The 23,471-nt window shown below is 56.5% G+C and carries 24 protein-coding genes and 4 tRNA genes; 24 read left to right on the top strand and 4 right to left on the bottom strand.

Going from position 1 to position 23,471, the window contains the following annotated elements; genetic code table 11:
* Nucleotides 1–48 precede the first annotated feature (48 nt).
* Together CAMM_RS12840 and CAMM_RS02145 are read left to right on the top strand one after the other, a co-directional pair.
* Nucleotides 49–240 (top strand): hypothetical protein, encoded by a 192-nt coding sequence (locus tag CAMM_RS12840; RefSeq protein ID WP_003848013.1) that lies wholly within the window; start codon nucleotides 49–51, stop codon nucleotides 238–240.
* A complete protein-coding gene (locus CAMM_RS02145; protein WP_003848014.1) occupies nucleotides 206–1,963 on the top strand; it encodes a vWA domain-containing protein in 1,758 nt (585 codons plus the stop codon). The genes CAMM_RS12840 and CAMM_RS02145 overlap by 35 nt, the downstream gene beginning before the upstream one ends.
* Here the strand turns inward: CAMM_RS02145 and CAMM_RS02150 are convergent.
* Nucleotides 1,878–2,534: a response regulator gene (locus CAMM_RS02150; protein WP_003848015.1), complete on the bottom strand. Its 657-nt coding sequence runs from the start codon at nucleotides 2,532–2,534 to the stop codon at nucleotides 1,878–1,880. The genes CAMM_RS02145 and CAMM_RS02150 overlap by 86 nt on opposite strands.
* Before the next feature lie 9 nt (nucleotides 2,535–2,543).
* Nucleotides 2,544–3,308, bottom strand: coding sequence for a sensor histidine kinase (locus CAMM_RS02155; RefSeq protein ID WP_050759877.1), 765 nt, complete (start codon nucleotides 3,306–3,308; stop codon nucleotides 2,544–2,546).
* 85 nt (nucleotides 3,309–3,393) lie between these two features.
* On the opposite strand from CAMM_RS02155, the gene CAMM_RS02160 reads away from it, so the two are divergent.
* From CAMM_RS02160 to CAMM_RS02195, 8 genes are all read left to right on the top strand, one after another.
* Nucleotides 3,394–4,092, top strand: coding sequence for an ABC transporter ATP-binding protein (locus CAMM_RS02160; protein ID WP_003848017.1), 699 nt, complete (start codon nucleotides 3,394–3,396; stop codon nucleotides 4,090–4,092).
* Entirely contained in the window at nucleotides 4,089–5,495 is a 1,407-nt protein-coding gene (locus CAMM_RS02165; protein WP_003848018.1) for an FtsX-like permease family protein, read from the top strand. The genes CAMM_RS02160 and CAMM_RS02165 overlap by 4 nt, the downstream gene beginning before the upstream one ends.
* Nucleotides 5,488–6,456 carry a S41 family peptidase gene (locus tag CAMM_RS02170; protein WP_003848019.1) on the top strand — a complete coding sequence of 323 codons (969 nt, stop codon included), beginning with the start codon at nucleotides 5,488–5,490 and terminating at the stop codon, nucleotides 6,454–6,456. Before CAMM_RS02165 ends, CAMM_RS02170 begins: the two co-directional genes overlap by 8 nt.
* Before the next feature lie 11 nt (nucleotides 6,457–6,467).
* Nucleotides 6,468–7,001 (top strand): hypothetical protein, encoded by a 534-nt coding sequence (locus CAMM_RS02175; RefSeq protein WP_003848020.1) that lies wholly within the window; start codon nucleotides 6,468–6,470, stop codon nucleotides 6,999–7,001.
* Between the two features lie 31 nt (nucleotides 7,002–7,032).
* Nucleotides 7,033–8,661: a 2-succinyl-5-enolpyruvyl-6-hydroxy-3-cyclohexene-1-carboxylic-acid synthase gene (gene menD / locus CAMM_RS02180; RefSeq protein WP_003848021.1), complete on the top strand. Its 1,629-nt coding sequence runs from the start codon at nucleotides 7,033–7,035 to the stop codon at nucleotides 8,659–8,661.
* An 8-nt stretch (nucleotides 8,662–8,669) separates the two neighbouring features.
* The gene (locus CAMM_RS02185) at nucleotides 8,670–9,110 is read left to right on the top strand and encodes a DUF3592 domain-containing protein (RefSeq protein WP_003848022.1); all 441 of its coding nucleotides are present in this window, start codon (nucleotides 8,670–8,672) and stop codon (nucleotides 9,108–9,110) included.
* 154 nt (nucleotides 9,111–9,264) lie between these two features.
* On the top strand, nucleotides 9,265–10,452 hold the full coding sequence (locus CAMM_RS02190; RefSeq protein ID WP_003848023.1) for a glycosyltransferase family 4 protein: 1,188 nt from the start codon (nucleotides 9,265–9,267) through the stop codon (nucleotides 10,450–10,452).
* A gap of 10 nt (nucleotides 10,453–10,462) precedes the next feature.
* Nucleotides 10,463–11,152, top strand: coding sequence for a demethylmenaquinone methyltransferase (locus tag CAMM_RS02195; RefSeq protein WP_003848024.1), 690 nt, complete (start codon nucleotides 10,463–10,465; stop codon nucleotides 11,150–11,152).
* Here CAMM_RS02195 and CAMM_RS02200 read toward each other — a convergent pair.
* Nucleotides 11,149–12,363, bottom strand: a complete 1,215-nt coding sequence (locus CAMM_RS02200) for a geranylgeranyl reductase family protein (protein ID WP_003848025.1) — start codon at nucleotides 12,361–12,363, stop codon at nucleotides 11,149–11,151. The genes CAMM_RS02195 and CAMM_RS02200 overlap by 4 nt on opposite strands.
* A 109-nt stretch (nucleotides 12,364–12,472) precedes the next feature.
* Between CAMM_RS02200 and CAMM_RS02205 the strand changes: the two genes are divergently transcribed.
* A complete protein-coding gene (locus CAMM_RS02205) occupies nucleotides 12,473–13,462 on the top strand; it encodes a polyprenyl synthetase family protein (RefSeq protein WP_040355775.1) in 990 nt (329 codons plus the stop codon).
* A 125-nt stretch (nucleotides 13,463–13,587) separates the two neighbouring features.
* Nucleotides 13,588–13,670: transfer RNA gene (locus CAMM_RS02210), tRNA-Tyr, on the top strand.
* 144 nt (nucleotides 13,671–13,814) lie between these two features.
* Here CAMM_RS02210 and CAMM_RS02215 read toward each other — a convergent pair.
* A complete protein-coding gene (locus CAMM_RS02215) occupies nucleotides 13,815–15,419 on the bottom strand; it encodes a CitMHS family transporter (RefSeq protein ID WP_003848029.1) in 1,605 nt (534 codons plus the stop codon).
* A 229-nt stretch (nucleotides 15,420–15,648) separates the two neighbouring features.
* Between CAMM_RS02215 and CAMM_RS02220 the strand changes: the two genes are divergently transcribed.
* The 12 genes from CAMM_RS02220 to rplL all read left to right on the top strand — a co-directional run bounded on the left by CAMM_RS02220 (nucleotide 15,649) and on the right by rplL (nucleotide 23,219).
* The gene (locus tag CAMM_RS02220; protein ID WP_003848031.1) at nucleotides 15,649–17,331 is read left to right on the top strand and encodes a sensor histidine kinase; all 1,683 of its coding nucleotides are present in this window, start codon (nucleotides 15,649–15,651) and stop codon (nucleotides 17,329–17,331) included.
* A complete protein-coding gene (locus CAMM_RS02225; RefSeq protein WP_003848032.1) occupies nucleotides 17,328–17,984 on the top strand; it encodes a response regulator in 657 nt (218 codons plus the stop codon). Before CAMM_RS02220 ends, CAMM_RS02225 begins: the two co-directional genes overlap by 4 nt.
* Nucleotides 17,985–18,108: 124 nt before the next feature.
* Nucleotides 18,109–18,181: transfer RNA gene (locus CAMM_RS02230), tRNA-Thr, on the top strand.
* A 47-nt stretch (nucleotides 18,182–18,228) separates the two neighbouring features.
* A tRNA-Met gene (locus CAMM_RS02235) sits at nucleotides 18,229–18,300 on the top strand.
* 98 nt (nucleotides 18,301–18,398) lie between these two features.
* Nucleotides 18,399–18,474: transfer RNA gene (locus CAMM_RS02240), tRNA-Trp, on the top strand.
* Nucleotides 18,475–18,621: 147 nt separating this feature from the next.
* Nucleotides 18,622–18,939 carry a preprotein translocase subunit SecE gene (gene secE, locus CAMM_RS02245; protein WP_040355780.1) on the top strand — a complete coding sequence of 106 codons (318 nt, stop codon included), beginning with the start codon at nucleotides 18,622–18,624 and terminating at the stop codon, nucleotides 18,937–18,939.
* 109 nt (nucleotides 18,940–19,048) lie between these two features.
* Complete coding sequence (nusG, locus tag CAMM_RS02250) at nucleotides 19,049–19,936, top strand: transcription termination/antitermination protein NusG (RefSeq protein WP_040355782.1); 888 nt, start codon at nucleotides 19,049–19,051, stop codon at nucleotides 19,934–19,936.
* Between the two features lie 167 nt (nucleotides 19,937–20,103).
* The gene (gene rplK, locus CAMM_RS02255) at nucleotides 20,104–20,550 is read left to right on the top strand and encodes a 50S ribosomal protein L11 (RefSeq protein ID WP_003848036.1); all 447 of its coding nucleotides are present in this window, start codon (nucleotides 20,104–20,106) and stop codon (nucleotides 20,548–20,550) included.
* 81 nt (nucleotides 20,551–20,631) lie between these two features.
* Complete coding sequence (gene rplA, locus CAMM_RS02260; RefSeq protein WP_003848037.1) at nucleotides 20,632–21,348, top strand: 50S ribosomal protein L1; 717 nt, start codon at nucleotides 20,632–20,634, stop codon at nucleotides 21,346–21,348.
* 85 nt (nucleotides 21,349–21,433) lie between these two features.
* A complete protein-coding gene (locus tag CAMM_RS02265) occupies nucleotides 21,434–21,952 on the top strand; it encodes a DUF1990 domain-containing protein (RefSeq protein ID WP_040355783.1) in 519 nt (172 codons plus the stop codon).
* A 288-nt stretch (nucleotides 21,953–22,240) separates the two neighbouring features.
* Nucleotides 22,241–22,756: a 50S ribosomal protein L10 gene (gene rplJ, locus CAMM_RS02270; protein WP_003848042.1), complete on the top strand. Its 516-nt coding sequence runs from the start codon at nucleotides 22,241–22,243 to the stop codon at nucleotides 22,754–22,756.
* A 76-nt stretch (nucleotides 22,757–22,832) separates the two neighbouring features.
* Nucleotides 22,833–23,219, top strand: a complete 387-nt coding sequence (gene rplL / locus CAMM_RS02275) for a 50S ribosomal protein L7/L12 (RefSeq protein WP_040355786.1) — start codon at nucleotides 22,833–22,835, stop codon at nucleotides 23,217–23,219.
* Nucleotides 23,220–23,471: the final 252 nt, after the last annotated feature.

The raw sequence follows: 23,471 nt of genomic DNA on the forward strand, positions 1-23,471 counted from the left end.
GCTTGATAAGTGTTGTGAGGTATCTAACCTGCCGATAATCTGTGGCGCATGGCTCACGGTAAAATCTGGGCCAGTATCACCATGGCGTTGGGGCTTGTTGCAACGAGTGCTCCGATCGCCTCCGCACAAGACAGTAATGCAAGCACCGTTGCACCCACCATGGTCATCCTGGATGCCTCGGGTTCGATGATTCCGAATTGGGTTTATGACCTATGGCACCGGAACTTCCAATGCACCTGAGGAGCACGATGCCGGCTGTCGGGATGTCACCACGTTGGCGCCGGTGCGCAGTGGGCAGTTGGATGATATCCGTGGGGAAGTAGACGATATTGAAGCATCGGGCTATACCCCGATGGGGTCAGCGCTTCGCCAAGCAGCAGAAGAGCTTCCGGCTGAAGGGGAGCGTTCCATTGTCTTAGTCTCTGATGGCATTGATACCTGCGCACCACCGCCGGTGTGCGAAGTTGCGGAAGAATTACATGACCAGGGCATCGACTTAATCATTAATACCGTGGGATTTTTAGTCGATGACGAAGCCCGGTCGGAACTGGAGTGCATCGCTGATGCCGGCGGTGGCCAGTATCTGGATGCCGATGATGCCGAATCCTTAGCCGAGTCCATGAAAATCTTGCACTCGCGCAGTATTAACGCCTACGAGTCTGACTTGGAAGAATACGAAGGCTCCGCGAATGAGAGTGAGCCTACGCAAATCCCAGCCGACGTCGAGGCGTTTTCTTCCCCGCTGCACGATCACGGCACGGCGTTTAATGACATCAATGGCGATGCTCAGCACTGGCGAATCCCGGTTGAAGAGTCAGAACGGGTTGCGCTGTCGGCGCTGACGGTGCAACCGCCGAGCTTTGGTGGTTTAACCGATGGCCGATTTGGGTTGGATCTGGAATTTACTGATTTTTCCTGCCAAGCTTCCACGTGGAGTGATGCCGATTCCAGCTCCGCACAGGGCGTGCAATCAGCCGCAGCACTGAGCGTGCACATGGGCGAAGACTGCGGCGATGAGGGCTACGTGGATTTTTCACTCACGCGCCGGGGAAAATATCTGCGAGGTCAAGATATCCCGGTGGAGCTGAAAATCACCCGATTAGTAGGCGAGGACACCTCTGCGGTACCTGAACCGGAAGAAGCATCGGACATACCGGCTGTGGAGCTTCCTGATAACGCAGAGGATGCCAGCCCTGGAACGTGGTTCGAGGATGCCGCGGAGCTGCCCACGGCCGAAGACGCAGCTGTAGCGACAGATATTGTGCCGGGCGAAACGCATTTTTATAAGGTGCCCGTGGAGTACGGCCAACGCCTAGCCGCAGCGATTAAGTCCGGTGGTACGGATGTGGAACGCGCGCCGGGGGTTTCGGTGGACCAATTGGAGGTCAATATCTACAACCAAGCACGGCAGCCAGTCGCCAGCCCGGAATCAGTGACGTTAACCAGTGACGAGCCTAAAACCATTGGTCATAAAGCCCCGCTGAACTACCGCGTGATTGATGGTGGCACCAGTGCCACCGAGCGGCTATGGCAAGACGGTGAGCAGTATATCGCGGTTAAATACATGCGAATAGCTGGCGGTGGAAACGAAGAAGTCGGGGACGCTGAACAACACACCGCGCGCTATACGCTCGCGGCACTTGTCGATGGCGAGCCGCAACCAGGCCCGACATTTGAGGCTGCCGCACAACCCGGTACAAGCGATGATGCAGCGGATGCTGATACAGCAAAAGATAGCGAGGAGACTGAGACCGCAGCAGAAAACTCTGATGAGGGCTTTGGTGTTCTCGGCTGGGCTCGGTGTGCTGGTGCTCATTGCCGCAGCGGTGGTATTAGTGCGCCGCCAGAAGTAATGACAGCAGAAATTACCGCAGTAGTTACCGTAGGTTCTGGGTGGCGAGGTATTCCAAAATTGCCTTCACGCGGCGGTTATCTTCGGAAGCGTCAAGGCCGAGCTTCATAAAAATATTAGACACGTGCTTGGCCACTGCGGCGGTAGATAGCACGAGCTTGCCGGAAATATCCTTGTTGGATAGTCCGCGGGACATCAACTCCAAAACCTCAGTTTCACGCGGGCTTAACGCCGCCAGACCAGAGCGCGAGGTCGACATGAGCGCGCTGGCTACCGTGGGGTCGATAACGGTACCGCCGCCAGCCACAATCGCCAGGGAGTCTAAGAAGGACGCGACTTCGCTGATGCGATCTTTGAGCAAGTAACCGGTACCACCAGTGGCATCGGCGAAAAGCTCCGAGGCATAGACTGGTGCGACATATTGGCTGACCACCATCACCGCTAAATCTGGGTAGGTCTGCCGCAACGTCACCGCTGCTTGCAGGCCATCATCGGACATCGATGGTGGCATGCGAACATCGGTAATCACCACATCGGGGACTTGTTGCTCCACCTCGCTGATAAGTTCCGGGGCGCTGGCTGCTTGGCCAATGATGTGGTGACCGCGGCGTTCTAACAGGCCAGCGATACCTTCGCGCAGCAGCGCGGAGTCATCGGCCACGACGATTGAAAGTTCTGCCATTGCTAATCCCTAATCCTCAGTCTTGTTGTGGGTGTCGTGGTTATCGTCGGTGTCTGTGGGTACCGTGCCCATAGTAAAGGTTGGTTGGCCGCGCTCAATGAGTAGGGGAATACGCGCAGATAGGCTGGTGGGTCCGCCCTCTGGCGACGTAATCTCTAACCACCCACCAAAAGCATCGAGCCGATCGCGCATGCCGGCAAGCCCTGCGCCGGGTTTTAAGCGGACCCCGCCGGGGCCTTGATCGACCACTGAGATGTGTAAGTGCTTATCGGCGATAAGAAGTACGGATACCTCAGCGCCCGGCGCGTGCTTGGCAGCGTTGGTTAACGCTTCGGCGCAGAAGAAATAGCCGGCGGCTAAAACGCTGGGGGAGAGCTCTGGCAGCGGATGCGGGGCAGAGACAAGTACGTGTGGACCGTGGGCCGCGGCCATATCTTTCACCGCAGCAACTAGGCCGCGCTCGGATAACACCTGTGGGTGAATGCCGTGCACGGTTTTGCGCAGTGCCTCTAATCCCTTATTTAGATCCTGTTGTGCGGCAGCGATTAATTCGACGACCTCCGGTGGGGCATCGAGTAGTGCTTCACCGAGTTTGATCGACGCAGCAACGAGGTATTGCTGGGTGCCATCGTGTAAGTCGCGCTCGATACGGGAGCGCTCTACCTCGTAGGCATCGGCGATGGCGCGCCGGGATTTAGTCAGCTCAGCAATCTTTTCGGCCTGGATCTGCTCATGGGTTGTTCCCTTGGCGTGCCGTTTGCGCTTTCTCCACATGCAGCCCAGGGTAGTGCCAGCACTACCTGAAAGTGCAATGCTGGCACCATGGTTTTTAACCCGCCAGCCGAGTGAAATAAGAAGCATGGAAAATAACACCGCAAACATATTGCATCTCGAAGACGTCACCAAGGACTTCGGTGGTGCCCCAGTCCTGTCCGGCATCACCCTTGATATCAACGCGGGCGAAACCGTGGCCGTCATGGGCCCATCGGGCTCCGGCAAATCCACACTCTTGCATTGCATGTCCGGGGTACTCACACCGACCTCCGGCCAGGTGGTCTTCAACAACGCCGTGCTTTCCGATGCCTCCGATGCCGCCCGCTCACGCACCCGATTGGCAGATTTTGGCTTCGTCTTCCAAGACCACCAGCTACTGCCTGAGCTCAGTGCACTCGATAACGTGGCACTGCCGGCCATGCTCAATGGCACCTCGCGAAACAAGGCGCGCAAACGTAGCGAGGAATTGCTGAACCAACTAGGACTTGGCTCCTTGGTGGATCGTCGTCCCGGCCAGGTCTCTGGTGGCCAGGCACAACGCATTGCGATTGCGCGCGCATTGGTGACCTCACCCGCGGTCATCTTCGCCGATGAGCCCACCGGTGCACTGGATCAAGCTACTGGACATGAAGTCATGCAGATGCTTTCCGCAGTTGTCCAACGCACCGGCGCCGCACTGATTCTGGTCACCCATGACCCGGGCGTTGCCGACTGGATGGAACGCCGCGTGGAAATCCGTGATGGCATCATCCACGACGATCGTTTGGTAGGTGGACGTCGATGAAAACCAGCACTTTAGTTCTTGACCTTCACAAAGCCGCGTTGCGCACTCGCACCGGCACCGGTCTGGTGACCTTGATTGCCATCGTGAGCGTCACGGTCAGCTCTACCATCGCATTCCTCGTTGCCGGTGGCACGTGGATGTTTTATCAACGGTCACAACGCCCCGAAGATTTTCCTGCGCTGCACGAAGCCATGGGGGTCCCCGCAGATTCGGGGACGATGAATATCTGGGTCGTATTGGCCTTCTTCGCCTGTGCATTTCTGGTGCCTACGATTTTCTCCTTGACTGCGCAAGCGGCAATCCTGGGGGCATCGGGACGCGAAAAACGCCTGGCTACTCTGCGCTTGATTGGTCTGTCGTCTGGGGATATCACCCGCATGACCATGTTAGAAACCGCAGTGCAGGCGATTATTGGCATTGTGTTGGGTGGATTGATCAGCGTGCTTTTAACACCTGTGTTTTCCAACCTGACTTTTCAGTTTGTCCCCGTCAACACAACAGAAATCATCCTGCCCTGGTGGGGTTATCTCACCGTGGCTCTAGTGGTCTTTGGTTTGGCCATCGGTGCTTCCATCGCCGGCATGCAACGAGTACGCGTGGAGCCCTTGGGCGTATCGCGCAAAGAAATGCCGCCGGCGGTGAAATACCGTGGGGTGATCATCTTCGTCATTTTCACCATCTTTACCCTGGTCATGGTCTATCAAGCAGACCTTGAATCGAGTTTCGCGTTTCTCTCCCTGACCGCCGTCGTGGTCTTTTTCAACATCATGTTGATCAACTGGCTCGTGCCATTCCTATTGCAGGTGCTGTATCGGCTGCTGTCCATCGCGCCGGGCACTTCGCATTTTGTCGCTAGTCAGCGCATCGTCGCCGATGCCAAAACCACGTGGCGACGCAGTGCCTCCATGGCCTTTTTCGGAGTGATCGCTGGGTACTTGGTTGTATCACCGATTGTGAAAGATTCCATGTCCGAGTTGATGGCCGCAGATCCCGGAATCCACGCGATATTTAGCGATATCACCGCGGGTAGTCTCTTGACCCTGTGCTTTGGGTTCGTCCTATCATCCATGGCGATCTTTTTGGGGCTGTCCTCACAAATCTTCGAACAGGCTCACTTGACTCGTTCCCTGCACTTGATGGGTGTGCGTCGAAGCTTTTACTTCCGGACCCAGCTATTTGAGACCCTCGGCCCGATCATCATTGTGTCGCTGATTGGCTTCGTCTTCGGCGCCCTGCTGGGCATGGTGATGCTCACCGGTGCTATGACCGATGTGAATTACATAGCGCGCTTCCTTCTCGCCGGTGCTTTCTTGGTCGTCGGCTGGTTGTTTACCATCATCGCAATTTCGGCAGTCGAACCCCTTCGTAAGCGCACGCTGACGATTGGACGAGACAATGCTTAAGAAAGTACTCCTGTCCACTGGCGTCATTATCGTCGGAGCACTGCTTGCCGCCGTGTACTTCCTAGGGCCCACGATGGGCGCGATGTTTACCGGAAAGGCCATCTTTTTAGGCAATGACAGCCCGAAGCGCTACGGCAATGCCGTACTGACGTTGGCCGAAACCCAGGGTATTCATGCTGACTCAGATGACTTTGCCCGCGCCAAGGTAGAAGCCCAGGCTGCCATTGAATCCGCACAGTCCCGCGAGGACCTCTACGAGCCTTTGAAAAAGGCCGTGAAAGCTGCCGGTGGCAAGCACTCCAACTTGGTCACACCAGACCAAAACGCCGAGATTGAAGAGGCAATTGAGACTGCAGAGCAGCCCAGCATCGAAAGCGACGGCGATATCGTCACCGCGAAGGTGCCTGCTGTAGACCGCAATGCCGATATTCAAAGCTATGCAGATACGCTTGCTGCCGGAGTGGAGGACGCCGCGTGTGTGGTAGTTGACCTGCGCGGCAATGGTGGCGGAGATATGGGCCCAATGCTCGCTGGCCTGTCACCTCTATTGCCCGATGGGGATGCGATGTATTTCCATTCCGCGATGGGAGATAACCCGGTTACCGTTGATGGCACCGCTGTCTCCGGTGGCGGCACGGCAGTTAGCGTCGAGGCGCAGAAAAACCTCGATGTTCCGATCGCAGTGCTTGTCGATGCCGGCACGGCGTCTTCCGGGGAAGCGACCATGGTGGCGTTTAAAGGCTTAGAAAATGCTGTGTCTTTTGGTCAACCCACTGCAGGTTATGCCACGGCTAATGCGGTCTATGACTTCCCGGATGGCAGCTATTTGATGCTGACAATCGCGCAGGATATGGACCGAAATGGCGAAGTTTACGGCGATAGCCCAATTGCACCAGACCACGTTGTCGATGATGAATTAGCTGCCGCACAAACCTGGCTATCAAAGCAGGGTTGCCGGTAGCGTGTGAAGACATGAATGAACGACCACGCCAATATTTCCCTGGCGATGACGACCCGCAGCGCGATCCGCAGTACGGTCAGCCACAACAAAACTATGGGCAACAGCCTGGTTATCAGCAACAGCCGGGATACCAGCAATCCGGCTATCAGCAACCACACGCTCAGGGCTACTACGAGTTCCCCGAAGAAGAACAGACGTATATGGCAGAGACCGGCCGGGTAAATTCGGGCTCCGGTGGCGATGGCGCTTCCAAAGGGCTTACAGCGACCTTGGGCGTGATTGCTGCCCTAGCTCTGCTGGCTGCGGGTGCATTATTGTTTTTGTGGCGCTCATCGGCCGCAGAAGCCGAGAAAGAACCACCACCGCCAGTGACAGAAACCGCCACGGAGACCGAGACGCAGATGCAAACGGAAACCGTGACGGAGACGGAAACAACGACGGTGACGGAAAACCCGATCCCGGATATGTCAGATTTGCCGGAGGTTCCTGAGGATCCCGACCAGGTGGAAGATTGGATTAATGATCTTTTCGGGCAGCGGCAATAAGCAATTTGGTCACGCACAGTAGATTAGAGGCATGAATTCGACGTCTTTGAATCTCGCCCAGGCCGTAGCAGCACAACTATCCCGACATGTCACCGATGTCGTGCTGTGCCCGGGCTCGCGTAACTCGCCTTTATCCTTGGCACTGCTAGCCCGCAAGGACCTGCGCGTTCACACTCGCATTGATGAGCGCACCGCCGCCTTTTTCGCACTCGGTTTAGCGCGGGTGTCCGGACGCCACGTCGCGGTCGTGATGACGTCCGGTACCGCGGTGGCTAATACTTTGCCCGCGATGGTTGAAGCGCACTACAGCCACATTCCACTGGCTATCATTAGCGCCGACCGCCCGGCACGTTTAATCGGTACCGGTGCTTCGCAGACCATTGAACAACAGGGAATTTTCGGAGTCTATGCCGATACCGTGCAGGTGACAGAGCCCATGGATATTCCGCAGATCGCAGAGGCTTTTACTTCCCAGCGTCAAGTACACATCAACGTCGCATTAGATGCGCCGCTACTGGGTGATTCTGCCTTGGAGGCTCCAACGGATCTCACCGAGCAGCGCGCACCGCTTCCCGGCTGGGTCAACCACGGCGAAGTAGACGTGGACTTATCGCGCAACACCTTGGTAATCGCCGGTGATGAAGCATGGGCGGTGGAAGGTTTAGAAGATATCCCCACCATCGCAGAACCAACTGCGCCCGCGCCATATCATCCAGTACATCCCGCGGCCGCACGCGTATTTCGAAAAGACCAAGTATCCGCCAATGACTACGTCGTTAACACCCGCGTAGAACAAGTCATTGTTGTCGGCCATCCCACCTTGCACCGCGATGTCATGGCGTTGATCTCCGACCCAGATGTTGATGTCATCTGCCTGTCCCGCACGACAGATGTCACCAACCCGCGCGGTGAGCACGCACGCATTGGCACCACCGTCAAAGTCACCGGTGAACCAACCCGTGACTGGATGAAAATTTGCGAGGGTGCTGCAACCGCTGGCTCTGATGCCGTGCGTGAGGCACTAGAAAACGCCGACCACGGATTTACCGGGCTGCATGCAGCAGCCGCAGTAGCTGACACCCTGGCGGTCGGCGATGCCGCCTTTATCGGCGCATCCAACCCAATTCGCGATATGTCCCTGGTGGGGCTGCCTTTTGACGGCGTTGACGTGTACTCCGCCCGCGGCGCCGCTGGTATCGACGGCTCTGTATCCCAGGCAATCGGTGTCGCTATTGGAACCCAAACCCGCGAGCGTGACCTGCCACGCGCACCGCGCACAGTAGCGCTATTGGGTGATATCACCTTCTTGCATGATCTCACCGGCATGATCTTGGGCCCAGACGAAGTTCGTCCGGAAAACCTCACCATCGTTATTGCTAATGACAATGGCGGCGGCATTTTTGAAACCCTCGAGACCGGCCAGGATGCATTGCGCGGTGAATTTGAAAAAGCCTTTGGCACCCCACACGATGTGGACATTGAACCACTGGTGGAAGGCTTTGGGGTAGATTACCGCCGCGCTGATAGCGCTCAGGAATTGCTGGATACCTTGGCCGAACTAGCGGAGTTTGCCGTTGGCATCACTGTGGTGGAAGCCCGCGTGAGCCGTAATACGCGCCGGGCATTGCACCAGGAAATCTCCTCGAAGAACGAGTTCTAGCAAAAGCCATGCGCTATCGAGTTCGCCGACGCGTCAACCAGCTCATCGTTACCTTATATGCCGCAGCCCTATTGGCTTCGGCGGCGATGGTGGTAGGGCCGTTGATCAATGACATCAAAATCGCCGCTGACCCGCAGCGCGCCTTGGGCACCATTACTGGTGTTGATTGGATGCGCACGGCCGTGGAATACCAAGACGCCGACGGCATTTATTACCAGCCATCGTCTGGGCTGTTGTACCCCACGGGTCTTGCCCCTGGGCAACAAGTGTGGGTGACATTCGCCGGCGATAACCCCGAGCTGGTCAAAGTGGAAGGCCGCGAGTGGACCTTGTCGATTATCCCTGCGATATCGGTAGCCGTCATCAGCTCGATTATCGCCGGAGGAACGTGGTGGCTGGTCAACTACCGGCGCACGAAGAAGTCCGTACCGGAGACAGCCGAGGAGTAACCAGCGGCGCCACAAACGGCAGCGCCGAGATCGGCGTTACAGCCAAGTGCGGCGACGATGACTATGATGGTCGGCGTATTAGCGTAGGTAATTTATCCACAATTTCGTGCAGATTTTACGCAAATATAACCTTATTCGCCGAAGATGAGAGACTATGCGTGTAGCGATTGTTGCGGAATCCTTTTTGCCCAATGTCAATGGAGTAACTAACTCCGTGCTGCGAGTATTGGAGCACCTGCACGCAGAAGGACACGACGCAATGGTCATCGCACCCGGTGCACGCGATGGGCAAGAAGAAATCAGCGACTACCTAGGATTTCCAATCCGTCGGGTACCCACGGTCAAAGTACCGTTGATTGATTCGCTGCCAGTCGGTGTTCCCACCTCCGTCGTCGATAGCGAATTGCGGGAATTTCAACCGGATATTATTCACCTCGCCAGCCCGTTTGTACTCGGTGCAGCGGGAGCGTTTTCTGCGCGCCAGTTGCGTATTCCGGCGGTCGCGCTGTATCAAACTGACGTGGCAGGATTTGCCACCAAATACCAGCTGTCGGCTTTAGCTTTTGGTGTGTGGGAGTGGTTGCGCACCATCCATAACGCCTGCCAAATGACCTTGGCGCCGAGCTCATTGACGATTGCCGAATTAGAACGCCACAACATTAAAAATGTCCGTCACTGGGGCAGGGGCGTGGATGCGGTGCGCTTTCACCCATCCAAGCGCTCGGAGGCTTTGCGCGAGATGTGGGATCCATCGAAAAGCAAACGCATCGTGGGCTTTGTCGGGCGCTTGGCGGCAGAAAAAGGCGTGCACCGGCTAGCTGCTCTCAATGACCGCGATGATATCCAGCTGGTGATCGTCGGTGATGGCCCAGAGCGGCCACTGCTGGAAGCGCAGCTGCCCACGGCGAAATTTATGGGAGCTTTGGGTGGCGAAGAACTCGCCCAAGCCTATGCCTCACTAGATGTGTTTGTGCATGCCGGGGAATTTGAAACCTTCTGCCAAGCGATCCAAGAAGCCCAAGCCTCTGGGGTGCCCACCATTGGCCCCAATGCCGGCGGCCCCGTGGATCTCATTGACGAAGGGGTCAATGGCTACCTGCTGGAAGTCGATACCTTCATTGAGGACTTGCCCGCGGCGGTTGATGCCATTGATAGCCCGGAATTTGGGCTACGTGCTCGTGCGTCCATAGAGAATAAGACGTGGGAAGCATTGTGCCGTCAGCTCATGGGCTATTACGAAGAAGTACTTGAGTCCACGCGTAGGGTTCCGCTGACTATTTTGGGCCAGCGTCCGGAGCTTCCACGGTGGGCTGCGCGAGCTCTTGGCGCGCGCGTAGCTTAAACTGTGCTGCGTGGGTAAAAAGGCAGATCTTAATAAGAAGCCCTTTGACGTTGCATCGATGTTTGATGCCGTCGGGGAGAAATACGATATCACCAATACGGTCCTTTCCTTTGGCCAAGACCGCCGGTGGCGCAAGCTCACGCGGCAGCGTTTGAACCTCAAACCTGGGGAAAAAGTCCTGGACTTGGCTGCCGGAACTGCGGTATCGACCGTGGAGCTGTCCAAGTCCGGCGCGTGGTGCGTGGCGTGTGATTTCTCACGCGGCATGCTGGCCGCTGGCGAAGACCGCAATGTTCCTAAAGTAGCCGGCGACGGCATGCGCCTGCCGTTTGCAGATTCGACTTTTGACGCAGTGACCATCTCTTATGGGCTACGCAATATTCATGACTTTGAACTAGGGCTACGCGAGATGGCGCGCGTGACCAAACCCGGCGGGCGCTTAGCGGTGGCGGAATTTTCCAAGCCGGTCATCCCTGTCTTCGGCACCTTTTATAAAGAATATTTGATGCGTCTTTTGCCACCGATGGCCCGTTTGGTGTCGTCAAACCCGGATGCTTATATCTACCTCGCGGAGTCCATCCGCGCCTGGCCGGAGCAAGAAGCGCTCGCTGCGATTATCAACCGCAATGGCTGGACGGACGCCGGTTGGCAAAACCTCACCGGCGGAATCGTCGCCTTGCACTCGGCCATTAAGCCCTAATAAGTCGAGTCCCACAACGGCGAGCCACAGCGCGCAGTGGCTACCGCGCTGCCGGCCGCGCGCCACAAACGTGCGGTGATATCCCGGTCCTCGTCAGTGATGAGGTTGCCCATCAAACGAGCAGCCAGGTGCATCGGACCGCGCAAGCCAATCGGTCCTGCTACCGGAAGAAACTGCGGGTAGGTGAGAACTCGCGCAAGTGTGCGCGCCAGGATGAAGGCCTCGCCGTATTCTTGGCGCAACAGATCCGGCCATACCAAGGTGAGATCCTTGTTGGTGCCTAGCAGTTGCGCCGCAAGCGCCGCGGTTTCTAGGCCATAATCGATACCTTCGCCATTGAGTGGGTTTACACACGCGGCGGCATCGCCAATAATCATCCAGTTGGCACCTGCGACGTTGGAGACCGCACCGCCCATGGGCAGTGCCGCGGATGTGATAAATTTCTCAGGCCCTAATTGCCACTCGTCGCGCTGCTGGCTGGCATACAGCGACAGTAATTTCTTGGTATTGAGCTTGGCTGGGCGCTGTGCCGTCGAAAGCGCACCGCAACCTAAGTTGACCGAGCCATCACCGATAGGGAAAATCCAGCCATAACCAGGCTGGACTACACCATCTTCATTTCGAAGTTCTACGTGCGAATGCATCCACGGCTCATCCGAAAATGGGGATTCGCAGTAGGAGCGGGCAGCGATGCCAAAGACTTCACCCTTGTGCCAGATGCGCCCTAATTTTTGCCCAAAGGTAGAGCGCACACCATCGGCAACGATGACTTCACGCGCACGAATCTGGGTCTCACCTACGCTGAATTCAGTGAGAAAATTGCCATCGAGCTGGGGATTAGTAGCAGCGTTTCCGGCTAAAAGCGTGGCGCCGGCGGCCACCGCGGCATCGACAAGCAATGCGTCTAAACGGTGCCGTTGTAGCGCAGTTCCCTCATCACAGGGGTAGGTCGATGGCCACGGCGCGGTGGCCGAAGTACCAAAGCCATGCAGCTTTAAACCCCTATTGCGGTAGGTGGGATTGACCTCCACGCCCAGTTGGTTGAGCTGGTGAAGCCCACGCGGTGTGAGGCCATCACCACAGGTTTTATCGCGCGGAAACTCCGCGGAATCAATCAGGACTGTCTCAAAACCGCGGCGTACGGAATGCAGCGCAGCAGCTGCTCCACTGGGCCCCGCGCCGATGACCGCAACATCATAATGCTCAACCATGCAAACTATTGTCGCACGCGGGTACCCTGAAGTGGGTTATGCGTCTAGTTTCGACTACGGTTATTGTTTGTCTAAATTTAGTTTCATCGAGCACAAGGACCTGTATACAATGAGCAATCACGCCGTGGATCTGGGGGATGACCAGCTCAATGATCGCGTTGCTGCCGGCGTTGCCGCTGTTGAACGCTTGCTGCACGATGAAACCAACCGCGGGGCGTCCTTCGTCTCTGACAAAGCCCAGCATCTATCCGAAGCAGGTGGCAAGCGATTTCGTCCCATAATGTCGCTGCTGTCGTCTGAATTTGGATCAGAACCAGGCAGCGAAAAAGTCATCAAAGCTGCCACCGTGGTGGAAATGGTGCACGTAGCCACGCTGTACCACGACGATGTCATGGATGAAGCTGACCGTCGTCGCGGTGTGGAATCAGCTAACTCGCGCTGGAATAACTCCGTGGCTATCTTGGCTGGCGATGCTTTATTAGCGCATGCCTCACGCTTGATGAGCCAGCTGGATACCCATACCGTTGAGCAATTCGCGGCCACGTTTGAAGAGCTAGTGACTGGGCAGATGCGCGAGACCGTCGGTGCGGGCGAAGCAAACCCCATTGATCACTACATGAAGGTCATCCAAGAAAAGACCGCCGTGCTGATTGCTTCCGCCGGTTACTTTGGTGCCTACCATTCCGGAGCTCCCAAAGAGCACGCCGAGGCGCTGCGCACCATCGGTGGTGCCATTGGCATGGTCTTTCAGATTGTCGATGACATCATCGATATCTTCTCGGAATCCCATGAATCCGGCAAGACTCCCGGAACGGATTTGCGCGAAGGTGTCTTTACCTTGCCGGTCTTATACGCCCTTGAAGAAGATTCTGAGGCCGGGCAAGGACTGCGTGAGCTGCTGACCGGCCCGCTGGAGGCCGATGAGGACGTAGAGCGTGCATTAGAGTTGCTGCGTGCGTCCAAGGGCCGCGAACGCGCGCTCGAGGTGGTACAGCGCTACATCGACATCGTCTCGGCGGAGTGTGCCACCCTGCCGGATATTCCGGCGACCCGTGCGTTGCGTAACCTCGCGTCGTATACCGCCGACCGCGTGGGCTAGGAGTACAAGTTTGTACACACGCTGGCAACGGTCGAAGGAGTACGTGCGTTACACCCGGTGACCTGCCGATTTGCCATATAGCTAGGTGTGCATAGTAGAGTAATGAACCGCACCGAATAGTGCCTGCCAGGTTGTCCGAGCGGCCAAAGGAAGCGGACTGTAAATCCGCCGGCTTACGCCTTCAGAAGTTCGAATCTTCTACCTGGCACAAAAATAACGTGGAGCCCCAGTTGAGTTTCTTAACTGGGGCTCCACGTTTCTGCATCGCTCGGCTCGAGCGAGCCTGCGTGCGCTTGTGATGCTTACGCGGAGGCCTTAGCGAGGCGCCGATGTGGGCGCCTCCGCGCGGCGTTTAGGCAGCCAACGGAATGACGCCGACGGCGATAGCTGAGGCCAGCATGGCGAGAGACACAATCACAGCGCGCCACAGCACCTTCTTGTGGTGATCGCCTAGGTTCACCTTCGCCAAAGACACCAGCAGCAAAATAGCGGGCACTAATGGCGACTGCATGTGGACGGGCTGGCCGGTAATAGAAGCGCGAGCCATCTCTACCGGTTCAATGCCAAAGTGCGCGGCGCTTTCTGACAGCACCGGCAAGATGCCGAAGTAGAACGCGTCATTGGACATGAAAAATGTCATGGGGATAGACAGCAAGCCGGTAATCGGTGCGAGGTAAGCGCCCATCGAATCCGGGATAACTGAGGTAATCCAGGACGCCATGGCATCAACCATGCCGGTGCCGGAAAAGACGCCGACGAGCACGCCTGCGGCCAGCACCATGGAGACCACACCAACGATGGAGGAGGAGTGGGCCAGCATTTCAGTGGCCTGATCTTTGACCTTCGGGAAGTTCACCGCGAGCGCCAAGCCCGTGCCGACCATGAAGACAAATGCCAGCGGCAAGATATCGGCAACCAAAGCGACCATGACGACCAGGGTGAGCACGAGGTTGAACCAAATCAGCTTCGGGCGCAGCGTAGAACGGTGTGGGTCCAGCATGGTGTCGGTGAGACCATCAGAGGGATCTTCTTCGACCTCTGACAAGGACACGTGTTCTTGTGCATGTTCATTTGAGTTGTCTTCGCGGACATCGACAAGCACTCCGCCTCCGTCTGAGCCATCTGGGACGGTGTCGTCTGGGGTGCGACCGTTCGGCGTCGTGCCGCTTGGCGTCGTGCCTGCTCCGCCGCTGCTACCGGTGCCGCCGGTGCCAGCACCACCTGTGACAGTGCTTCCGCCATTGCTGTCATCCTGGAAGCGGGAAGTATCTACCGAACCGCCCAAGCGCTTGCGCTCGGCGATGCCCAGGAACCACGCAAAAGCGAAGACCACGATGACGCCAACAATCAGAGACGGGATCATCGGGACGAAAACTTCCGCTGGGTCAAGACCCAAGGCGGCCGCAGCGCGCACGGTTGGTCCGCCCCAAGGCAAAATATTCATGGTGCCGTTGATAAGACCTGCAACCACCGTTAGCACCACTGGGCTCATGCCCATGCGCAAGTACAGCGGCAACATCGCAGAGGTGGTGATAATAAACGTGGTGGAGCCATCGCCGTCGAGGGAAACAACCCCGGCTAGCAGCGCGGTACCCAGCACAATCTTGGCGGGGTCATTGCCCAACGCGCGGGTGATAATCCGGATGAGGGGATCAAATAGTCCCACATCGATCATGATGCCGAAGTACATAATGGCAAACATCAACAATGCTGCGGTCGGCGCCATATCTTTTATGGCTTCCATGACCATGTCGCCAATGCCCAGGCCAGCGCCGGCAATAAGGCCGAAGATGGTCGGTACCAAGATCAACGCGATCATAGGCGTGGAGCGGCCGAGCATGATCAGCGTCATGAAGGTGACGATCATGGCAAAGCCTAATCCGACGAGAATTCCATCGGATAGCGTGTGCGTTGGCGCGTATTCCGCTGCCAACGTGACAATAGTGGGGGAGAACATCCTGACTCCTTGGACGGGTATAGGTGCGATAGCCGCAGTAGCACGGCAAGTGCCCTGGAAGACTAGAGCTAGCCTAAAGTGGTGCCTGTCACTGTCCAAGTGTTTGGCGCGTTAGGTAACTAATAGTGCAATTTCATCTTTTAGTGCATTGTGCTCATTCAATTTGTTGCGTGTGGTTTGCCGTGCTCAAATGAGGTATTGCTCGCTGAAACGATGAAGGGTTTAACTCATGCGCTTTGCCACCCGCGTGCTCTTATTGCAGCTGCTTACCGTGGTTGCGGTAGTAACCACCAGCACGGTGGTTTTTATCGGGCTGAGCATCGAGCAGCTTCGCGATGAAGCGGAGACCTCCGCGCTGATGATTGCGCGCACCATTGGTTCTGACCCGCAGGTGCGTGAGTTGGTCGCGGAAGAAACGCAAGATGCGGAAAACCCTGCGGCAGAGGTACTCGCGCAGGGCGAAATACAGCACTACGCGGAAGCTGCTGCGGATTCCACTAGCGCGTTATTTGTGGTCATTACCGATAACAACGGCATGCGTCTCGCGCACCCTGATGAAGATCTGTTGGGGTTGCAAGTAAGCACCAGCTTTGCGGAAGCCCTCGCCGGCAAGGAAGTAGTGGCCTGGGAAAAGGGCACACTGGGGGAATCGGCGCGCGCTAAGGTGCCGGTCTTTGCCCCGGACAGTGAAACGCCGGTGGGAGAAATCAGCGTTGGCTTCGAACGCAATGGGGTCTTTGATGACCTGCCCCGCACCTTGCTGTTTATCGTGGCGGCGGCCTTGCTGGCCTTGCTCATCGGGATTATCGCCATGTTTGTTCTGCGCAAGCGGTGGGAACAGCTAACCCTGGGAGTGCAACCAGAAGAGCTGGTGGTGATGGTACAAAACCAGGCGGCAGTTCTAGACGGCGTGGGCGATGGAGTCATTGCGTTAGATACCGAAGGCACTATCCGTTTAAGCAATGGTTCGGCAAAACAGATTTTTGGCCTTCACAGCGCCGAGGGGCGAAGCCTGACAGATCTGGGGCTTCCCGACGATGTGGTTGCGGACTTGCAAGCCGGGGTGGCCCGCGATGGCATCGTGGCCAATGGCCGCGTGCTGTTCTTGGAGGCACGTTCGGTAGACCGCGGCGGGCAATCGCTGGGTGCAGTCATCGTGATCCGTGACCGCACTGATGTGATGGCGTTGTCAGAGCGTTTAGAAACCGTGCGCACGATGACGTCTGCGCTGCGGGTGCAACGCCACGAATTTGCCAATCGCATGCATGTGGCCGCCGGCTTGATTGAATCCGGCAGGGATGGCGAAGCCGCGCAGTTCTTACGCGCTATGCGCAGCCGGGGCCCGGTGGATTATCCACTGATTGGCACCGAGCTCATCTCCGAGCCGTTCCTACAGGCATTTTTGGGCGCGAAATCCTTAGAGGCTTCCGAGCGTGGCGTGAGCATGCAGATCCGCGAAGAGACCTTGGTGTTGGGCAAAGTGGCCGAGGTGGAAGATATTGCCACGGTGCTGGGTAATCTCGTCGATAATGCCATTACCGCAGCGGTAGCAAACCCCGAGATGCGCCTGGTGGAAGTCACGCTTATGGATGATGCCACCGAACTGGTGATGGTCGTTGCAGATTCGGGCCCGGGTATTACCCCAGGAGAAGATCCTTTTGCGCATAAAACCCACGTGGAAGAAACCGAGCAGGGCGAAGAAGTGGTGCCTGCTGAACAAATTCGCGGACGCGGGATTGGGTTGACGCTCTCGCAGGAGATGGCGCAGCGTCGCGGCGGCGAGGTGTGGGTCATTGAGCGCGGTGGGGAACCGTCGGGCCGAGGTGCGGTATTTGGTGCACGCCTGCCCGGGGTGATGGAACAAGATCCCAGCTTCAACTACCGTGAAGTGCGAGAGGAAGAAGGCAAATGACGGATCGCACTTGGTCAGTACTCGTCGTGGATGATGATTTCCGCGTCGCGGGCGTGCACGCAGATATCGTGCAGGAAGCCCCTGGCTTTAGCGTGCATAATACGGCTCGCTCCATTGCTGAAGCTGTCGATGCCATCCAATCCTCCCCGCCGGATTTGATGTTGGTCGATGTCTTTTTGCCCGATGGTGATGGTGTGGAATTAGTCCACCGCAGCGGGATTGATGCCTTTGTGCTGAGCGCCGCGGATGAAGCATCCACCGTGCGCCGCGCATTGCGTTCTGGAGCCTTGGGCTATTTGGTCAAACCCTTCCAGCGCGCGCAGTTGCTGGACCGTCTCGACCGCTACGCGCGCTACCGGCACGTGCTGGATGGCAAACGTGGCATGCGGCAAGACAAGATTGATCAAGCGTTGGCCATTTTGCATGGCACGGCACCAGCCATGCCGGCGTCGAGCTCGTCGACGGAGCAGTTGCTTCTCGATGCCTTGGGCAGCGGCGAGCTATCCGCCACCGCGGCGGCAGAAATCGCCGGAGTCTCGCGGCCGACGGCGCAGCGGCGCTTAGCGACGATGGCTAGCCAAGGCATCGTGCAGATTCGCCTGCGCTACGGGGTGGCCGGAAGACCGGAACATCTCTACTCCAAAATGGAGTAAAATCGGACCTTACAAGCACAGGTAAAATAGCGTGCTAACTGGCGATTTGTGTTTGTATGTCGTTTCGGGTTAATCTTTTCAAGGCTTCAGAGAGAGCGCGAAAGCACATTATCAAAGAAGCTAAGCCCCCTTAGCTCAGTCGGCAGAGCGTTTCCATGGTAAGGAAAAGGTCGACAGTTCGATTCTGTCAGGGGGCTCTGTTCATTTATGGCTCAGGAATTTCCCTAGTTCTTAAATGGCCTCTGGCGGTGTAGCTCAGTGGTAGAGCAAGCGACTCATAATCGCTGTGTCGCGAGTTCAATTCTCGCCATCGCTACCGGGTAAATGCTCCCGCAACATCGATTGCAAAATCGGCGAAGCAGGATGTGTTTTATATCCCAGATGATGACTCTGGTAACGTGTACATCGTCTTAAAGGGGCGTGGCGCAATTGGTAGCGCAACGGTCTCCAAAACCGTAGGTTGCAGGTTCGAGTCCTGTCGCCCCTGCCAAATACATAGTGAGGCCCGGCCAGCAATGGTCGGGCCTCACTGCTATTTCAATGGTTGGCCGCTAGGGTGGGCTTTGGTAGACTCATCCAGGTTCAATAAGATCTGCGAAGATCTTTGTACGTATTTTTCTTGAGGAGCATTCTCACCGTGACTGACAATTCTGGGGCACAACGCCCAACAGGCAAGCGCCAACGCTCAGGTGCTGCTGAGACGTCCACGGATGCGTACCAGAACAAGCGTGTCGTACGCGTTGAAAGCGGTGAAGGTGACGGCAAGCCAGGCGGCGGTGCCGTAACTTTCGTGCCGGAGGTTGTCTCCGAAATCAAGAAGGTTGTCTGGCCAACCGCCAAGGAAATGGTGCAGTACACCCTTGTTGTATTCGCCTTCCTCATCATTTTGACTGCTTTGGTGTGGGGCGTAGATACGCTCACCGGCATGGGCATAGAATGGTTGCTAGTTCGCTAGCGTTATACAAAATAGCTTTTTTCCCGTAGAATAGCCGCTAAGTTCACTATCATCCCGCTAGTTCCTCCCCGTGGAACGGCGGGATAATTTATTGAAGATGGAGCACAATATGACCGAAAATAACGAGAGCACCAACCCCGAAGACACCGCCAACAACGTCGGCGAGGCTTTTATCGAATCCATGCAGACCCAGGCTGCGGAAGCAGTCGAGGCCGCTGAAGACGCAGACACGAATCCAGCAGGAACTGAGCCAACAGAAGCTGAGTCAGCAGAAGCTGAATCCGTAGAAGCCGAGCCAGCCGAGGCTGAGCCAGAAGCGGAGGAAGCAGCCGCTGAGGGTGATGCAGATGCGGATTACCGTCGTCGTTTGCGCAAGTACACCAAGGAGCTCAAGGAGCTTCCTGGTCAGTGGTACATCATCCAGTGCTACTCCGGCTACGAAAACAAAGTAAAGACCAACCTTGATATGCGTGCGCAGACTTTGGAAGTAGAAGACTCCATCTTCGATGTTGTTGTGCCTATCGAGCAGGTCTTGGAAAACAAAGACGGCAAGAAGAAGCTCGTCAAGCGTAAATTGCTGCCAGGCTATGTCTTGGTGCGCATGGAGCTTAACGATGCCGCGTGGTCGGTTGTTCGTGACACCCCAGGTGTTACCAGCTTCGTGGGCAACGAAGGCAATGCCACCCCAGTGAAGCACCGCGACGTGGCGAAGTTCTTGCTGCCAAAGGAAGGCGCAGCAGCCGCAGGCGATGCAGCTGCCAATGCCGCCGAGGGCGAGCAGGTCATCTCCATGCCAGAGAAGGAAGAGGCCAAGAAGTACGCACACGACTACGTCGTTGGCGAAGCAGTGACTATCTTGTCTGGCCCATTTGCCTCCGTATCGGCAACGATTTCCGAAATTGATGAAGAAACCGGCAAGATGGTTGGCCTAGTCTCCATCTTCGGCCGTGAGACCCCAGTGGAGCTTTCCCCAACCGAGATTGAGCGCATCAATTAATTTGGGTAATACCCCGCCTCTAGATTAGGCTAGGTCGACGTGTGTAAATTTGCTTGCACACGTCGATTTTTTCATTTACTCCCCGGTGGCCGCACAAGGTGGCATCCGGACGGGCCCTGCTATTCATCGTGGTGGGATAACCCGGTATCACGGAAAGAGGTAATTCGATGGCACCTAAGAAAAAGAAGAAGGCCACAGGCTTTATCAAGCTGCAGATCGAAGCAGGCGCTGCTAACCCAGCTCCTCCAGTTGGTCCTGCACTTGGTGCACACGGCGTCAACATCATGGAATTCTGCAAGGCGTACAACGCTGCAACCGAATCCATGCGCGGCAACGTCATCCCAGTAGAAATCACCGTCTACGAAGACCGTTCCTTCGACTTCATCCTGAAGTCCCCACCAGCAGCTAAGCTGCTGCTCAAGGCTGCAGGCGTCAAGAAGGGCTCCGGCGTTCCACACACCGACAAGGTCGGCTCTGTGACTTGGGATCAGTGCAAGGAAATTGCAGAGACCAAGAAGAACGACCTCAACGCTCGTGACATCGAGGCCGGCGCAGCGATCATCGCTGGTACCGCTCGTTCCATGGGCATCACCGTTGACGGCGCTCCAGAATAAACAATTTCATGTGGCAGGGCCTGCTCTGGCCCGTTAAACACCACAACAATCCACCATCTCATTCTTAAGGATTTGATTTAAATGAGCAGGAACTCCAAGGCATACAAGGCAGCAGCGGAACTCGTTGACCGCGACCGCCTGTACCGTCCACTCGAGGCAGCGAAGCTGGCGAAGGAAACTTCGTCGAAGAACTTCGACGCAACCGTTGACGTCGCTTTCCGCTTGGGCGTTGACCCACGTAAGGCAGACCAGCTGGTTCGCGGCACCGTATCTTTGCCACACGGCACCGGTAAGGACGTTCGCGTCGCAGTCTTCGCTGAAGGCGAAAAGGCTACCGAGGCAGCAGAAGCTGGCGCAGACATCGTCGGCACCGAAGAACTCCTCGAGGCCATCAACGGTGGCAACCTGGACTTCGACGTTGCTATTGCAACCCCAGACCAGATGGCCAAGGTTGGCCGCGTAGCCCGCGTTCTGGGCCCGCGTGGTTTGATGCCTAACCCTAAGACCGGCACCGTTACCAACGACGTTGCGAAGGCAGTTGCAGACGTTAAGGGCGGCAAGATCTCCTTCCGCGTTGACAAGGCAGCTAACCTGCACGCAATGATTGGTAAGGCATCCTTCGATGCTGAGAAGCTGGCTGAGAACTACGGCGCATTGCTCGACGAGCTTATGCGTATCAAGCCATCTTCCTCAAAGGGTATCTACCTGCGTAAGGTCACCCTGTCCACGACCAACGGTCCTGGCATCCCAGTCGATGGTTCTGTACAGAAGGGCTACGCAGAGGAAGCCTCTAACTAGTCATTCAAACGCTTAACGCCCTCACTTTTGTGAGGGCGTTTTCGTCTTAGTACAGCCCTTGTATTTCCGAGGGAGGAAAGGCGCAATGCGAGATAACAGCGACCCAAGCTACCGCGATTTGTCGTACCCACGGCACATGGTCGGGGCGAGTCTTGCGCTTGCCGATGCCACCTGGATCCCGGATAGCACTTGGCACGTCGTGGACTACTCGGACAAGATTGGCCACGGGGAGGCTGATTTCTCGCAGGCGGTAGATAACCTCTTATCCTGGCGAGCGCACCGCGCCGCACGTGTTCGCGTCAAAGGTGAGCCCACTGTCGGGGAAACCGTGCAACTGTATTTCGGCCCGACTGTCTCGCCGTGCCGAATAATTTCAGTTGAACGCAGTCCACAGCGCGTGGCTTTGGTCTACGGCACCATGTACGGCCATATCGAATGCGGCGAAGAAGCCTTTATTATTGAGCGTAATTCGGCTGATGACGTCATCGGACGCTGCGTGGCTTTTTCACGTCATTCATGGTGGCTAGCCAGGGTATTTAGTACGCCCGCTCGCTACGTTCAGTGGTGGGCAACGCGGCGCTATGTACGGGGCATGGCACCGTGATTTGGAAAATGTGGTAGTAGCGCGTTAAGGTAAGTCCCGAAGTTTGAACGAGCCTTTCTGGTTCGCGCTCAAGTTTCACCGAAGACCGTAGGTTATCTGAAATCCGTTCAGATCGAAGGTCCCCGCACTCATCGGGGCAGCCCACGCAGGAGACACTTGTTGCACTCTAAGTCTGAAAAAGACTTGTTTGTGTGGCCTCGTGCTCTTGCACGGGGCTTTTTTGATGCCTGTCATCAAATTTGCTCCGGCGGAACAAAAGAGATGTTTTGAAAGGAGGCGAGTAAGAAAATGGCAAACCCAAAGAACACTGCGGAGTTGGCTGAGCTGAAGGAAAAGATCGCTGAATCCTCTTCCATCGTTATCACCGAGTACCGCGGCCTGTCTGTTGCACAGCTTCAGGAGCTGCGCACCAACCTGGGCTTTGATGTTGATTACTCCGTCGCCAAGAACACCCTCTTCAAGATCGCTGCCAACGAAGCTGGCATCGAAGGCCTTGACGAACACCTCTCCGGCCCAACCGCTTTCGCCTTCATCAAGGGCGAAGCAGTCGACGCTGCAAAGGTTATGAAGAAGTTCGCCGATGACAACGAAGCACTTGTTGTCAAGGGCGGCTACATGGACGGCAGCGCACTGTCTGCTGACCAAGTCAAGGCTATCGCCGACCTGGACAACCGCGAGACCACTCTCGCAAAGCTGGCTGGCGCAATGAAGGGCAACTTGGCAAAGGCCGCTGGCCTGTTCAATGCCCCTGCTTCTCAGGTTGCACGCCTTTCGGCTGCACTGCAGGAGAAGAAGGAAGCTTAAGTCGCACACCACGTGCGCACCACAAACAACAATTTGTCGGGTTTAGAAAAAACCGACTACAGAAAGGATGCCTACCATGGCTAAGCTCACCAAGGACGAGCTCATTGAAGCGTTCAAGGAAATGACCCTCATCGAACTCTCCGAGTTCGTTAAGGAATTCGAAGAGGTCTTCGACGTAACCGCTGCTGCTCCTGTAGCTGCTGTTGCTGCTGCACCAGGTGCAGAAGCTGCTGCTGCTGAGGAAGAGAAGGACGAGTTTGACGTTGTCCTGACCGATGCTGGCGCAAAGAAGATCGGCGTCATTAAGGCTGTTCGCGAACTCGTTTCCGGCCTGGGCCTGAAGGAAGCTAAGGAGCTCGTAGAGGGCGCACCTAAGGCTATCCTCGAAGGCGCAAACAAGGACGACGCTGAAGCTGCTAAGGCTAAGCTGGAAGAAGCTGGCGCTTCCGTCGAGCTCAAGTAATTTCGAGCTAACCTTTAAAAACCCTCCGCAACCGTTGGAATTTTCATTCGGTTGTCGGAGGATTTTTTGATCCCAAGGCGTCTTGGATTTGCGCTGTCCGCAAGGCGGCTCTAAGTGGGCGAGAGTCCAGTTGCTGCTTAACAGTGGCTACATCCGCATCGAAAAGCGTCGTGCGTGTCCGTCGGTAGTCTGGGGCGTTGGCGCACCGGAGTAATTGCCTGTGCGCTCTAATTCAGAAGACGTTTTAACGCA

This window comes from Corynebacterium ammoniagenes DSM 20306 (assembly GCF_001941425.1).
In the GTDB taxonomy this organism is placed as follows: Bacteria; Actinomycetota; Actinomycetes; order Mycobacteriales; family Mycobacteriaceae; genus Corynebacterium; species Corynebacterium ammoniagenes.

Bases quoted from the DNA above. Each gene is read 5' to 3' on its own strand.
- CAMM_RS02265 (WP_040355783.1), top strand. From the start codon at position 21,434: ATGCGAGATAACAGCGACCCAAGCTACCGCGATTTGTCGTACCCACGG.
- CAMM_RS02200 (WP_003848025.1), bottom strand. From the start codon at position 12,363: ATGGTTGAGCATTATGATGTTGCGGTCATCGGCGCGGGGCCCAGTGGA.
- rplJ (WP_003848042.1), top strand. From the start codon at position 22,241: ATGGCAAACCCAAAGAACACTGCGGAGTTGGCTGAGCTGAAGGAAAAG.
- rplK (WP_003848036.1), top strand. From the start codon at position 20,104: ATGGCACCTAAGAAAAAGAAGAAGGCCACAGGCTTTATCAAGCTGCAG.
- CAMM_RS02205 (WP_040355775.1), top strand. From the start codon at position 12,473: ATGAGCAATCACGCCGTGGATCTGGGGGATGACCAGCTCAATGATCGC.
- CAMM_RS02225 (WP_003848032.1), top strand. From the start codon at position 17,328: ATGACGGATCGCACTTGGTCAGTACTCGTCGTGGATGATGATTTCCGC.
- rplL (WP_040355786.1), top strand. From the start codon at position 22,833: ATGGCTAAGCTCACCAAGGACGAGCTCATTGAAGCGTTCAAGGAAATG.
- menD (WP_003848021.1), top strand. From the start codon at position 7,033: ATGAATTCGACGTCTTTGAATCTCGCCCAGGCCGTAGCAGCACAACTA.
- CAMM_RS02160 (WP_003848017.1), top strand. From the start codon at position 3,394: ATGGAAAATAACACCGCAAACATATTGCATCTCGAAGACGTCACCAAG.
- CAMM_RS02190 (WP_003848023.1), top strand. From the start codon at position 9,265: ATGCGTGTAGCGATTGTTGCGGAATCCTTTTTGCCCAATGTCAATGGA.
- CAMM_RS12840 (WP_003848013.1), top strand. From the start codon at position 49: ATGGCTCACGGTAAAATCTGGGCCAGTATCACCATGGCGTTGGGGCTT.
- CAMM_RS02155 (WP_050759877.1), bottom strand. From the start codon at position 3,308: ATGTGGAGAAAGCGCAAACGGCACGCCAAGGGAACAACCCATGAGCAG.
- CAMM_RS02170 (WP_003848019.1), top strand. From the start codon at position 5,488: ATGCTTAAGAAAGTACTCCTGTCCACTGGCGTCATTATCGTCGGAGCA.
- rplA (WP_003848037.1), top strand. From the start codon at position 20,632: ATGAGCAGGAACTCCAAGGCATACAAGGCAGCAGCGGAACTCGTTGAC.
- CAMM_RS02215 (WP_003848029.1), bottom strand. From the start codon at position 15,419: ATGTTCTCCCCCACTATTGTCACGTTGGCAGCGGAATACGCGCCAACG.
- nusG (WP_040355782.1), top strand. From the start codon at position 19,049: ATGACCGAAAATAACGAGAGCACCAACCCCGAAGACACCGCCAACAAC.
- CAMM_RS02185 (WP_003848022.1), top strand. From the start codon at position 8,670: ATGCGCTATCGAGTTCGCCGACGCGTCAACCAGCTCATCGTTACCTTA.
- CAMM_RS02220 (WP_003848031.1), top strand. From the start codon at position 15,649: ATGCGCTTTGCCACCCGCGTGCTCTTATTGCAGCTGCTTACCGTGGTT.
- CAMM_RS02165 (WP_003848018.1), top strand. From the start codon at position 4,089: ATGAAAACCAGCACTTTAGTTCTTGACCTTCACAAAGCCGCGTTGCGC.
- CAMM_RS02150 (WP_003848015.1), bottom strand. From the start codon at position 2,534: ATGGCAGAACTTTCAATCGTCGTGGCCGATGACTCCGCGCTGCTGCGC.
- CAMM_RS02145 (WP_003848014.1), top strand. From the start codon at position 206: ATGACCTATGGCACCGGAACTTCCAATGCACCTGAGGAGCACGATGCC.
- CAMM_RS02175 (WP_003848020.1), top strand. From the start codon at position 6,468: ATGAATGAACGACCACGCCAATATTTCCCTGGCGATGACGACCCGCAG.